The sequence below is a fragment of the Martelella alba genome (assembly GCF_006516955.1).
In the GTDB taxonomy this organism is placed as follows: Bacteria; Pseudomonadota; Alphaproteobacteria; order Rhizobiales; family Rhizobiaceae; genus Martelella; species Martelella alba.
Genome location: NZ_VHLG01000012.1, coordinates 113,431 through 124,912, shown reverse-complemented (window position 1 = coordinate 124,912; position 11,482 = coordinate 113,431). Strand labels below are relative to the sequence as shown.

Below are 11,482 nucleotides of genomic sequence, written 5' to 3'. Positions count from 1 at the left end.
TCTATGTCGCAAGGCCGACAAAGACCAACCCGCTCTGTCACACTTCAAAAATAAATACATAAAAATCAATAATTTAATCCGCCACCCAAGGCGTGGCACGCTTTATGCTTTTTCTTTGCCAGAGATATTTCAAGCGCGAAAGGCGGACAAACATGCATATTGTCGTCTGTATCAAGCAGGTTCCAGACTCAGCGCAGATCCGTGTCCACCCGGTCACCAATACGATCATGCGACAGGGCGTTCCGACCATCATCAACCCTTATGATCTCTTCTCGCTGGAAGAGGCACTGCGCCTGCGCGATACCCATGGCGGTGAAGTGACCGTTTTGACCATGGGGCCGCCGATGGCGGCGGATGCGCTGCGCAAGGCGCTCACCTATGGTGCCAACCGCGCTGTTCTGCTGACGGACCGCTATTTTGCCGGTTCCGACACGCTTGCCACCTCGTTCGCGCTGTCGGCGGCGATCGAGAAGATCGGCCGCGATTTCGGCGCGCCCGATGTGGTTTTCACCGGCAAGCAGACGATTGATGGCGACACTGCCCAGGTCGGCCCCGGTATCGCCAAGCGCCTCGGCCTCAACCAGCTTACCTATGTCGCCAAACTTGGCCCGCTTGATCTGGAGGCCCGCGCCATCACCGTGGAGCGGCGCGCCGAGGGCGGCGTACAGGTGCTGAAGACAAAGCTGCCCTGCCTCATCACCATGCTGGAAGGCACCAATGATATTCGCCGTGGATCACTCAATGATGCGCTCAGCGCCGCCCGCGCCGAAGTGATCACCTGGTCGGCGGCAGAGGCCGGTATCGAGGATCTGCTGAAATGTGGATTGCGTGGCTCGCCCACCGTGGTGAAGCGGATTTTCTCGCCGCAGCCACGTTCGGAAAAAGCCGCCGTCATTGCCGTCGCCGATGACAATCCCCGCGATCTCGCCGAAGCGCTGATCGAGGATCTGATGAAACGACAACCCCATCTCGAAGCCGATCTGGCCGAGCTGGCCCAGCGCTGAAAGGGACAAGACCATGCCTGAGGCAAAACCAGCCCCCCGCCCTGCTGCCGGTCGCGGCGGCATGAAGAAAGAACTGCCGGACCATTTCAAGGCCTATCGTCATGTCTGGGTCGCCATCGAAATGGAGCGCGGTGCCGTCCATCCGGTCTCCTTCGAACTTTTGGGCGAAGGCCGTAAACTCGCCGACAAGCTTGGTGTTGAACTGGCAGCCGTCGTCATGGGGCCGCCGGGCGAGGCAACACGTCATGCCATTGCCGAAGCCTTCTGCTACGGCGCCGACATGGCTTATCTGGTCGAAGACGACATTCTCCACGACTATCGCAACGAGCCCTATACCAAGGCGATGACCGATCTGGTCAACACCTACAAGCCCGAGATCCTGCTGCTTGGCGCCACCACGCTTGGCCGCGATCTCGCCGGTTCGGTTGCCACCACGCTGAAGACGGGCCTCACCGCCGATTGCACCGCGCTCGATGTCGACGATGACAAGTCGCTGGCCGCCACCCGGCCGACTTTCGGCGGCTCACTGCTCTGCACCATCTATACGCTGAATTTCCGCCCGCAAATGGCAACGATCCGCCCCCGCGTGATGTCGATGCCCGACCGTGTCGAACGCCCGGTCGGCAAAGTCGTCGAGGTGAAGCTTGATCTCAAGGAAGAAAGCATCATCACCAAGATCCTGGATTTTATTCCCGATGCCCAGTCGCACAAGGCCAACCTTGCCTATGCCGATGTCGTCATTGCCGGCGGCATGGGGCTTGGTGCACTGGAAAACATGCAGCTGGTGAAGAACCTCGCCACCACACTCGGCGCCGAATATGGCTGTTCGCGGCCGGTGGTGCAGAAAGGCTGGATGCCGGCGGAACGCCAGGTGGGACAGACCGGCAAGACAATCCGTCCGAAGCTCTATATCGCCGCCGGCATTTCCGGCGCGATCCAGCATCGCGTCGGCGTCGAGGGCGCCGATCTGATCGTCGCCATCAACACCGATCCCGCAGCGCCGATTTTCGATTTCGCTCATGTCGGTCTCGTGACTGACGCAATCCGGTTTCTGCCCGCGCTGACGGAAGCCTTCAAGCGGCGGCTTTCGCCGCATAACCGCGACAAGATCGCAAGCTGACGGAGAGTGGACCATGATTGATGAAAAATTCGATGCCATCGTCGTCGGTGCCGGTATGGCCGGCAATGCAGCAGCCTATGTCATGGCCTCGAAAGGCATGAAGGTGCTGCAACTGGAACGCGGCGAATATTCCGGCTCCAAGAATGTCCAGGGCGCCATCATGTATGCCAACATGCTGGAAAAGATCATTCCGGATTTTCGCGAGGATGCGCCGCTGGAGCGCCATATCGTCGAACAGCGTTTCTTCATGATGAATGATAGCTCGCATACGGGCATGCAGTACCGGTCCGATGACTTCAACGAAGAAAAGCCGAACCGCTACACCATCATCCGCTCGCAATTCGACAAGTGGTTCAATGCAAAGGTCCGCGAGGCCGGTGCGACCGTGCTCTGCGAAACCACCGTGACCGAACTTGTCCGTGACACAAAAGGCAAGGTGATCGGGGTCAAGACCGACCGCACCGGCGGCGCGATCATGGCCGATGTCGTGGTGCTGGCCGAGGGCGTCAACGGGCTGCTTGCCACCCGCGCCGGGCTGCGCCATACGCCGAAGGCGGAAACCGTGGCGCTGGCGGTGAAGGAAATGCATTTCCTGCCCGAAGAGGTGATCTGCCAGCGTTTTGGCCTCACCGGCAATGAGGGCGTGGTGGTGGAGGCGATCGGCACTTTCTCCAAGGGTATGACCGGTCTCGCCTTCCTCTATACCAACCGCGAATCCATTTCGCTTGGCGTCGGCTGTCTGGTCTCCGAATTCGCCGAGCAGCAGGAAAGCCCCTATGAGATGCTGGAGGTGCTGAAGCGCCATCCCTCTATCAGATCGCTGATTGCCGGTTCCGAGGTGAAGGAATATTCGGCCCATCTGATCCCCGAAGGCGGGTTCAAGGCCGTGCCCCAACTCTATGGCGATGGCTGGGTACAGGTGGGGGATGCGGCGCATTTCAACAATGCGGTTCACCGCGAAGGTTCCAACCTGGCGATGACCTCCGGCCGCATGGCGGCGGAGGCCATCTTCGATATCAAGACCCGGCATGAGCCGATGACCAGCGCCAATCTGGCACTCTACAAGAAGAAGCTCGACAATTCCTTTGTCATGAAGGACCTGAAGAAGCTGAAGCAGATGCCGGCGCTGATGCATACCAATTCGAAGAACTTCTTTCTCACCTATCCCGAGCTCACCAATAAGGCGATGCAGAATTTCCTGCGCGTCGACGGCACGCCGAAACGCACGGCCGAGCTTTCGATCATGAAGAGTTTCATCCGCGGGCGCTCCGCCGTCGGGCTGATGTCCGATGCCGTGCGCTTTGCCTTTGCCTGGCGTTGAAACCAACCAGACCCCGGAGACGACAATGACAACCATGGTGAAAAAGGTCCGCGTCGAGGACAAGCTCTATCAGAACCGCTATCTGGTCGATGTCGGCCGCCCGCATATCAAGGTCATGCCGCATGAGACGCCGAGCGCCAATCTTCTGGCGCTGACCAAGGTCTGCCCGGCCAAATGCTATGAACTCAACGACAAGGGCCAGGTGGAAATCACCGCTGATGGCTGCATGGAATGCGGCACCTGCCGGGTTTTGTGTGAAGCCGCCGGTGACATTCAGTGGAACTGGCCGCGCGGCGGCTATGGCGTGTTGTTCAAATTCGGCTGACCGATCATCCCGCGGCAGCCAGGCGAGCCCCGCCAGCAGCCTGGCCTGACGACAGCGCTTACACGTTTTGGTCGAGCGCTGTCGCAGCATCTGGCTAGAACAGGATTTTTGCATTGCAATACCAGATCGGCCTGAAGCCATGTTCGAAAATCGATTTTTTGATCAGACTTTATCCTGTTCGAATCTCTGATGAAATGCCTGGCTCCGGATGGTCTCCGGCACGTTGCATTGTCAGGAAATCCCGTATTTTCGGGCTTTTTGACGATTCTTAATTGACAATGATGAGAACCATTCTATCCTTGTGGGAAATCAGAAAAATACGCTCCTTGAGGACACCGCCCGGGACTTTTCGCTGTCGAATGGCATCCAGATTGATGCGGTCGCGAAGCGCCTGTTGCGCCTTTCGCACGGCAAAAGGCGGTGGCCATGGCATTTGCTAATACAACTCAGCGCACAGCGCGCACGGCCGATATTTCACTGAGCGGCATTTACGAGATTTCGAAAATTCTCGCAGAACCCGCCCGGCTTGAGCTGACGCTCGCCAATGTCGTCAATATCCTGTCCTCATTCTTGCAGATGCGCGGCGGCGCGATTGTCGTGATTGATGAAGGCGGGCTTCCGGAACTGACGGCCATTGCCGGCACATCGCTGCCGAAAGATGCCGGAGACAATCCGCCTGTGCCGCAGGCCGTAATTGACGAGATCGTCGCCACCGCAACACCACTGGTCATACCCGATGTGGCGGAGAGCGGTCTGTTTCACAAGCAGCGCGACGGCAAGCCGATCGCCTTTATCGGTGTGCCGGTCAAGGCGGCCTATAAGGTGCTCGGCACACTGTCGATCGACCGCGAGCGCGACGGTTCCAACATCTTCCGCTATGACGATGATGTGCGCTTTCTCACCATGGTCGCCAATCTTGTCGGCCAGACAATCCGCCTGCACCGGCTTTTGAGCGAGGATCGCCAGCGCATGCTGGAACAGCAGCGGCGGCTGGAAAAATCGCTGGAGGATGGTTCGCGGCGGCGGCTGCGCAAGGCCAGCCTTGATGGCAAGGCAAGCGGCATTGTCGGCTCCTCGCCTGCGGTCAGGCGCGTGCTGGAAATGGTCGAGATCGTTGCCGGGACCAATTCCACCGTGCTGCTGCGTGGTGAAAGCGGCACCGGCAAGGAGCTTTTTGCCCAGACGATCCATGCCCATTCCAAACGCAAGGATGCCCCCTTCATCAAACTCAACTGCGCGGCCTTGCCGGAAAGCGTATTGGAATCCGAGCTCTTCGGCCATGAAAAGGGTGCCTTTACCGGTGCCACCAGCCAGCGCATGGGGCGCTTCGAGATCGCCAATGGCGGTACGCTTTTGCTGGATGAGATCGGCGAGATTTCGCCTGCCTTTCAGGCCAAGCTGCTGCGCGTGCTGCAGGAGGGCGAGTTCGAGCGTGTCGGCGGCAACAAGACCATCAAGGTCGATGTGCGGCTGATCTGCGCCACCAACAAGGATCTGGAAGACGCCGTGCGCAAGGGCGATTTCCGTGCCGATCTCTATTACCGCATCAATGTCGTGCCGATCATCCTGCCGCCGCTGCGCGAGCGCGCCGGCGATATTCCGCCGCTGGCGGAAAATTTCCTTTCCCGCTTCAACCAGGAAAACCGCCGTCATCTGAGTTTTGATGGCCGCGCGCTCGACCTGATGTCGAAATGCTTTTTTCCCGGCAATGTCCGCGAACTGGAAAACTGCGTCCAGCGCACAGCAACCCTTGCCCGCGACGCGGTGATCCAGCCGCGTGATCTCGCCTGTTCGAGCGGCCACTGTCTTTCCGCCCTTTTGTGGACCGGGCCGGGCCATCCGATGAGCGGCAGTGAGCAGATATCGGCCCTGGCGGAAGGCCACACCATGCCAATGGGCGCGCCGCCATCATCGGCAGCACATCCGGCACCAGCAGCCCCGCTACCGACCGATCCCTATAGCGATGCCAGCAAGGCCTGCGACCCGGATGATCCGAGCTGTCCCGCCAAGGGCGCACGGCTGACGGAGCGCGAGAGACTGATTGAGGCGATGGAAAAATCCGGCTGGGTGCAGGCCAAGGCGGCCAGGCTTTTGGGCCTGACGCCGCGCCAGGTTGGCTATGCGCTGCGCCGCCATGACATACCGGTGAAACGGTTTTGATCGCGCTTTCCCCAGCGTGGTCCGAGGCACCGCGTCGCTTCGTCGATGCGGTGCTTTCGTGCGCGGCTTTCCGGCGATCAGTTGGTTTCCGACAGAACCTGATCAAGCGCCGTTACAAAAAATTCCGACTGCTCCGGCGTGAAGATCAGCGGCGGGCGGATCTTCAGCGTATTGGCAAAACGCCCGGCGCCACCGACGAGAACCCCCTTCAGCTTCATCGCATTGATCACCCTTTTCGACAGGGTTGCATCCGGCTGACCGGCACCGTCGACAAGATCGAGACCGACAAACAGGCCGGCGCCACGCACCGCGCCAATTCGGCCATGCCGGGATTTGAGACCCTTTAGCTGATCGAGAAACAGCGCACCCGTCTGCCTGGCATTGTCTACCAGACCTTCTCCCTCAATCACATCCAGCACTGCCATACCAGCGGCTGCGGCAACCGGATTGCCGCCGAAGGTATTGAAATAATTGGTATCGGCACAAAAGGCCTGCAACAGGGCCGGGCGGGTGACGCAGGCGCCCATGGGAAAGCCATTGCCCATCGGCTTGCCCATGGTGACGATATCAGGCTCGATGCCATGCCGCATGAAACCCCAGAGACCGCCGCCGGTGCGGCCAAAGCCGGGCTGAACCTCATCGGCAACATAAAGGCCACCAGCGTCATGCACTGCTTCCACCACCGGCTTTAAGAAACCAGCCGGATCAGCGTGAATGCCATCGCTGGAAAAGATGGAGTCGGCGAAGAATGCGGCAAGACCGAAACCGGCCTCGGCAAGCTCCTCGGCAGCCTTTTTCACATTGGCTGCAAACCAGCCAGCAACATCACCATCCGGCGCATCTGCCAGCGATGGCACCGGGATGACCCGCACCCAGTCGGCCGGTTTGCGATTGCGCGAAATATCGGGCGAAATCTCGGTCACGAAGGCGGTATTGCCATGATAGGCGGCCTCGGTAACGATGAACCCCTTGTTGCCGGTCGCCTCACGGGCAATCCGCATGGCAATGTCATTGGCCTCACTGCCGGTGCAGGTGAAAATCACATTGGACAGGTCACCGGGGAAGGTTGAAAGCAGCCGCGCCGAATAATCCTCAACGATTTTCACAAGGTAGCGGGTATTCGTTGTCAGCGTTGCCGATTGGCGGGCAATCGCTTCTGCCACATGCGGATGGCAATGGCCGACCGAGGGGACATTGTTATAGGTATCGAGATAGGCCTTGCCGTCGGCGTCATACATATAGGCGCCCTCGGCACGGACTGCCTCGATCGGTCTTTCGTAAAACAGTACCGAGGCTGGTCCGAAGGTTGCCGAACGCGCGCGGATCCGCTCGGCAAGCGGGCCTTCCAGCTCCCCGGCCTTGGCCGGATCGAAGCGGTTGTGATCGAGAATGCCTTCATGCATGCCCATGGGATTTCCTCAATGATGATTGCTGAGATAGCGCTCGGCGAGTGCCACCGTGCCGTCTGTATAATCCGTGCCCATGGCCTCGGCCGTCGGCGTTTCGGCATGCGAGGCGATCCAGGCGGTCAACTGCATGCGCCGCAGCATGATGAACATCGGCAGCGCCGCCTCATGCTCGGCAGAAAAGGGCGCAACGCTGCGATAGCCATCAAGCCAGGAGGCCATCAGTTCCGGCACGACCGGTTCATGTTCAAGAAAGGAGATCGCGGCGGCAAAGTCATAGGCATACCAGCTCAGCCCGCAATCATCGAAATCGATCACGCCGAGCCGGTCGCCATCAACGAGAAGATTGGCGGCCCGCATATCACAGTGAACCAGGCCGAAACGATCCTCACCTTCGCCGTAGCGGGCGGTATCGGCCTTGAGAATCTCATGGGTCCGCTCCAGCACCGCCTTGCCGCCGGCCGTCAGGCCAAGGGCGTCACGCCAGTCGCCCCAATGGGCTGACGGGCCGAGAATGGTGTCGAAATTCCACACCTTGCGATCAAAGCCCTGAGGTTTTTGCCACTGCCGCGCATGGCCATGAAGGCGGGCATTGATGGCGCCAAGCCGTCCGTACCACTTCACCTGGTCGCTGTCGGCATCGGGTTCGCTGCCCGACATGAAGGAGAAGGCAACAGCGTGGCGCTGATGCTCGCCATCGGAAAACTGGGTCAGATAATCACCGCCGGTCGTGGCAATCGGCTGCGGGGTTTCCACCACGCCGTCTTCGCGCAACGCCGTAATCCAGGCCAGTTCGGACAGGATCTGCTCGCGCGTATGATAATCCGGCCGGTGGACCCGCACGATCATCCTGTCCCCGCCTGCCGAATCTTCTGCCAGATAGGTGGCATTTTCAGAAATGGTAAGCAGTTTCACCTGCATATCTGCCGGCATCCCCCAGTTCGGGATCGCGCCACGCACACCGTTTTCAAGCCGCTTGAGAAAATCATCGCTGTAGAGCATTCGCCAACCGTCTGTCGTTCCCCATTTTTGGGATATACAACATGATTGCCGTTGCATCTGCAACAAAAATCTCTCAACCTAAAAGTCCTGACCATGGAAAAAGCACCGACTATTTGAATGGCTCATCGGCAACTACACCATTGATTGGGATGAAAAATCCTAAAAAATGTGTCCTTTTGGAGCAATCTGTGCGCCAGATATGAAAAGACCCCAAAAGATGTGTGGTATCGCAGGAAAAATGTGGCATCTCGCAGAAATCGCCATAAAGCGCGTTTTTTAGGCAAAAACCTCACTTGACTAGAAATTCACCTGCTCCTAATGTTGGAAACATCACAGGCCCTTGTTGGCCGATGGCAATTGCGCCCCGATCATCATTCGCTTGCGGATGAGGCCGGGGTTTTTTGTTTTTAAAGAGCGCACCCGTTTTCGATGGCAATTCCGGTTTACCCTGTCACCTTGCTGTTTTCGACCTCCGGCGCCTATGCAGCGCTCGGACGCGAGGCGCTGGCTGGCGGCCTTGCCGCCATTGCCGATATCAATGCCGATGACAGCCTCGCTATCCGGCTGGAGCCGCATATTGCCGATCCTGGCGGCTCTGATACGCTCTATGCCACGCTTGCCGAAGCCGAGATCCGAACCGGTGCACGCCATGTTGTCGGCACCATCACCTCTTCCAGCCGCAAGGAAGTCATCCCCGTGGTCGAGCGCCATGCAGGGCTGCTCTGGTATGCCTTTCCCTATGAGGGTTATGAGGCGAGCGACCGGACGCTCTATGTCGGCGCCTGCCCGAACCAGCATCTTCTGCCGCTTTTCGCCCATGTCCTGCCGCGCTACGGATCGCGGGTTTTCATCGTCGGGTCCAACTATATCTGGGGCTGGGAAGTGGCGCGCATTGCCCGCGAACTGGTGGAGGCAAAGGGCGGTACGATTCTGGCCGAACGTTACCTGCCGCTCGGCATCCAGACCACCGAGCATCTGATTGCCGAAATCATCGACAAGCGTCCTGATTTCATCCTCTCCAATCTGGTGGGCGAGAGCCAGAGCGCCTTTGTCCGCGCCTATGCCGCCCTTGGACGCGACAATGCCGATTTCGCGCCGAAAAACCGGCCTGTCATTTCCTGCAATCTCACCGATGTCGATCTTGAAGCGCTTGGCGGCGATGGTGCCGGCCACATCACCGCAGCTCCCTATTTCGATGCGCTCGACACGGCGGAAAACCGGGCTTTCAAGGCCCGGATGAGCGAGCGCCTCGGCGCCGCCAAGACAATTTCCTCACCGTTTGCCTCGGTCTATTCGGCCACTGCCATCCTTGGCCAGGCCATCGCCGAGGCTGGCAGTGACGACCCTTCCGTCATTCGCGAAATCGTCACCGCCCGGCAGTTTTCAACGCCAATCGGCCCGATCAGCATCAGCCGCAAGACATTGCATGCCGCCCTGCCCTATCATCTGGCGGAAGCCGGGACGGACGGGCGCTTTTCCATCTTCGCCTCCAGCGAGGCTGCGATTCCAGCCGACCCCTATCTGGCCTCGCCCGCGGCCCGCGCCGCCCTTAACCCGCCGCCTGACAGGGACAGCGACTGGACCGGCCGGCTGACGGTGATCAAATGAGCCAGCGCCGCCGTCCCGACCTCGCCGCGTGGCGGGCAATCATCCTGCATCCGCCGCATTCCTCGGTTGATCAGCTGACCCGACAACTGGAAATGCTGCATGTTTCCGTCCGTCATGTCTGGCCACAACTTGATGAGGCCGATGCGAGCGCCGATGTGATCTTCTTCGATGCCGATAGCGGCCATGACGGTCAGTTTCCCTGGCCGGCCGGCTTTGCCCCCATGCCGCTGATCGCCCTTGTCGGCTCGGAAGCGCCGGGGCGGATCGAATGGGCGCTGTCGCAGGGCTCCAACGCGCATCTGATGAAGCCGATCGGCTCGACCGGGGTCTATTCGGCGCTGTTGATGGCCGCCCACGCCTTTGAAGCCGTCAGGACCCGGACAGAGGATATTCGTGCCCTTGAAACACGGCTCAGACAGCGCCCGGCTGTCGTGCATGCGGTTTTGAAGCTGATGCATGACGGGGCACGCGACGAACAGGCGGCGATGAAGACATTGCGTGCCATCGCCATGACCTGGCGGATGACAATCGAGGAGGCGGCAGAAGCGATCTGCCGCGATGACGGACATACCAGGCGTGGTGCCTGAGGAAAAAGGAGCAGAAAACGTGACGATCGTGGAAGGTTTCGCGCCCTATGGCGATTACCAGACCTGGTACCGGATTACCGGTGACCTCAAATCCGGCAAACCGCCGCTGATCATCGCCCATGGCGGCCCCGGCTGCACCCATGATTATGTCGACAGCTTCAAGGATATTGCCGAGACCGGCCGCGCCGTCATCCATTACGATCAGATCGGCAATGGCAAATCGACCCATCTGCCGGAAAAGGGCGCCGATTTCTGGACCGTCGATTTCTTCAAGAAAGAGCTGCACAATCTGATCGATCATCTTGGCATCCGTGACGGCTACTGCCTGCTCGGCCAGTCCTGGGGCGGTATGCTCGGAGCGGAATTCGCCGTCGACCAGCCGGAAGGCCTGAAGGCACTGGTGATTGCCAATTCTCCTGCCAAGATGGAAACCTGGATTTCGGAAGCCAACCGGCTGCGTGAAGCCCTTCCCGCCGATGTGCAGGAAACGCTTTTGAAGCATGAGACGGCCGGCACCACCGACAGCGCCGAATACAAGGCAGCAACGGACGTCTTCAACGAGCGCCATGTCTGCCGCATCGTGCCGATGCCGCCGGAGGTCAAGCATACCTTTGACCAGATCGACGAGGACCCGACCGTCTACCACACCATGAACGGCCCGAATGAATTCCATGTCATCGGCACGATGAAAGACTGGTCGATCATCGGCAGGCTTTCCACCATCATCGCCCCGACCCTGCTGATTTCCGGCCGTCATGACGAGGCGACGCAGGCCTGTGTCACCCCCTATCTCGACGAGATCCCGGATGTGCGCTGGATCGTCTTCGGCAACTCATCGCATATGCCGCATGTCGAAGAGCGGGCAGCCTGCATGGCTTCGGTTGCCGCCTATCTCGATGAAAAGACCTGCTGACCTCTACTGCAATACGGGTGGCAGCCCTGCCGCCCG

The 11,482-nt window shown here is 59.5% G+C and carries 11 protein-coding genes; 9 read left to right on the top strand and 2 right to left on the bottom strand.

Features of this window, described 5'->3' with window-relative positions:
* Nucleotides 1-152: 152 nt before the first annotated feature.
* From FJU08_RS17040 to nifA, 5 genes are all read left to right on the top strand, one after another.
* The gene (locus FJU08_RS17040; RefSeq protein WP_141150234.1) at nucleotides 153-1,004 is read left to right on the top strand and encodes an electron transfer flavoprotein subunit beta/FixA family protein; all 852 of its coding nucleotides are present in this window, start codon (nucleotides 153-155) and stop codon (nucleotides 1,002-1,004) included.
* Between the two features lie 13 nt (nucleotides 1,005-1,017).
* Entirely contained in the window at nucleotides 1,018-2,124 is a 1,107-nt protein-coding gene (locus tag FJU08_RS17035; protein ID WP_141150233.1) for an electron transfer flavoprotein subunit alpha/FixB family protein, read from the top strand.
* A gap of 13 nt (nucleotides 2,125-2,137) precedes the next feature.
* Nucleotides 2,138-3,445: an FAD-dependent oxidoreductase gene (locus tag FJU08_RS17030; RefSeq protein ID WP_141150232.1), complete on the top strand. Its 1,308-nt coding sequence runs from the start codon at nucleotides 2,138-2,140 to the stop codon at nucleotides 3,443-3,445.
* A 25-nt stretch (nucleotides 3,446-3,470) separates the two neighbouring features.
* The gene (locus tag FJU08_RS17025; RefSeq protein WP_141150231.1) at nucleotides 3,471-3,770 is read left to right on the top strand and encodes a ferredoxin family protein; all 300 of its coding nucleotides are present in this window, start codon (nucleotides 3,471-3,473) and stop codon (nucleotides 3,768-3,770) included.
* 426 nt (nucleotides 3,771-4,196) lie between these two features.
* Nucleotides 4,197-5,930: a nif-specific transcriptional activator NifA gene (gene nifA / locus FJU08_RS17020; RefSeq protein ID WP_141150230.1), complete on the top strand. Its 1,734-nt coding sequence runs from the start codon at nucleotides 4,197-4,199 to the stop codon at nucleotides 5,928-5,930.
* Nucleotides 5,931-6,007: 77 nt separating this feature from the next.
* Here the strand turns inward: nifA and FJU08_RS17015 are convergent, their stop codons facing one another.
* Nucleotides 6,008-7,339: an aspartate aminotransferase family protein gene (locus FJU08_RS17015; RefSeq protein WP_141150229.1), complete on the bottom strand. Its 1,332-nt coding sequence runs from the start codon at nucleotides 7,337-7,339 to the stop codon at nucleotides 6,008-6,010.
* A 9-nt stretch (nucleotides 7,340-7,348) separates the two neighbouring features.
* Nucleotides 7,349-8,338: a phosphotransferase enzyme family protein gene (locus tag FJU08_RS17010; RefSeq protein ID WP_141150228.1), complete on the bottom strand. Its 990-nt coding sequence runs from the start codon at nucleotides 8,336-8,338 to the stop codon at nucleotides 7,349-7,351.
* Nucleotides 8,339-8,379: 41 nt separating this feature from the next.
* Here FJU08_RS17010 and FJU08_RS22810 point away from each other — a divergent pair, with 41 nt between their 5' ends.
* The 4 genes from FJU08_RS22810 (at nucleotide 8,380) to FJU08_RS16995 (ending at nucleotide 11,446) form a co-directional block, all read left to right on the top strand.
* The gene (locus tag FJU08_RS22810) at nucleotides 8,380-8,541 is read left to right on the top strand and encodes a hypothetical protein (protein WP_181409895.1); all 162 of its coding nucleotides are present in this window, start codon (nucleotides 8,380-8,382) and stop codon (nucleotides 8,539-8,541) included.
* Nucleotides 8,542-8,767: 226 nt separating this feature from the next.
* On the top strand, nucleotides 8,768-9,946 hold the full coding sequence (locus tag FJU08_RS17005; protein WP_141150227.1) for a transporter substrate-binding protein: 1,179 nt from the start codon (nucleotides 8,768-8,770) through the stop codon (nucleotides 9,944-9,946).
* Nucleotides 9,943-10,533: an ANTAR domain-containing response regulator gene (locus tag FJU08_RS17000; RefSeq protein ID WP_141150226.1), complete on the top strand. Its 591-nt coding sequence runs from the start codon at nucleotides 9,943-9,945 to the stop codon at nucleotides 10,531-10,533. The genes FJU08_RS17005 and FJU08_RS17000 overlap by 4 nt, the downstream gene beginning before the upstream one ends.
* On the top strand, nucleotides 10,505-11,446 hold the full coding sequence (locus tag FJU08_RS16995) for a proline iminopeptidase-family hydrolase (protein WP_141150225.1): 942 nt from the start codon (nucleotides 10,505-10,507) through the stop codon (nucleotides 11,444-11,446). The genes FJU08_RS17000 and FJU08_RS16995 overlap by 29 nt, the downstream gene beginning before the upstream one ends.
* The last annotated feature ends 36 nt before the right edge of the window (nucleotides 11,447-11,482 follow it).

What these genes read in the sequence shown, in the direction of transcription:
- FJU08_RS17030 (WP_141150232.1), top strand. Translation starts at nt 2,138, where the DNA reads ATGATTGATGAAAAATTCGATGCCATCGTCGTCGGTGCCGGTATGGCC.
- nifA (WP_141150230.1), top strand. Translation starts at nt 4,197, where the DNA reads ATGGCATTTGCTAATACAACTCAGCGCACAGCGCGCACGGCCGATATT.
- FJU08_RS17040 (WP_141150234.1), top strand. Translation starts at nt 153, where the DNA reads ATGCATATTGTCGTCTGTATCAAGCAGGTTCCAGACTCAGCGCAGATC.
- FJU08_RS16995 (WP_141150225.1), top strand. Translation starts at nt 10,505, where the DNA reads ATGACGGACATACCAGGCGTGGTGCCTGAGGAAAAAGGAGCAGAAAAC.
- FJU08_RS17010 (WP_141150228.1), bottom strand. Translation starts at nt 8,338, where the DNA reads ATGCTCTACAGCGATGATTTTCTCAAGCGGCTTGAAAACGGTGTGCGT.
- FJU08_RS17015 (WP_141150229.1), bottom strand. Translation starts at nt 7,339, where the DNA reads ATGGGCATGCATGAAGGCATTCTCGATCACAACCGCTTCGATCCGGCC.
- FJU08_RS17025 (WP_141150231.1), top strand. Translation starts at nt 3,471, where the DNA reads ATGACAACCATGGTGAAAAAGGTCCGCGTCGAGGACAAGCTCTATCAG.
- FJU08_RS22810 (WP_181409895.1), top strand. Translation starts at nt 8,380, where the DNA reads ATGATTGCCGTTGCATCTGCAACAAAAATCTCTCAACCTAAAAGTCCT.
- FJU08_RS17000 (WP_141150226.1), top strand. Translation starts at nt 9,943, where the DNA reads ATGAGCCAGCGCCGCCGTCCCGACCTCGCCGCGTGGCGGGCAATCATC.
- FJU08_RS17005 (WP_141150227.1), top strand. Translation starts at nt 8,768, where the DNA reads ATGGCAATTCCGGTTTACCCTGTCACCTTGCTGTTTTCGACCTCCGGC.
- FJU08_RS17035 (WP_141150233.1), top strand. Translation starts at nt 1,018, where the DNA reads ATGCCTGAGGCAAAACCAGCCCCCCGCCCTGCTGCCGGTCGCGGCGGC.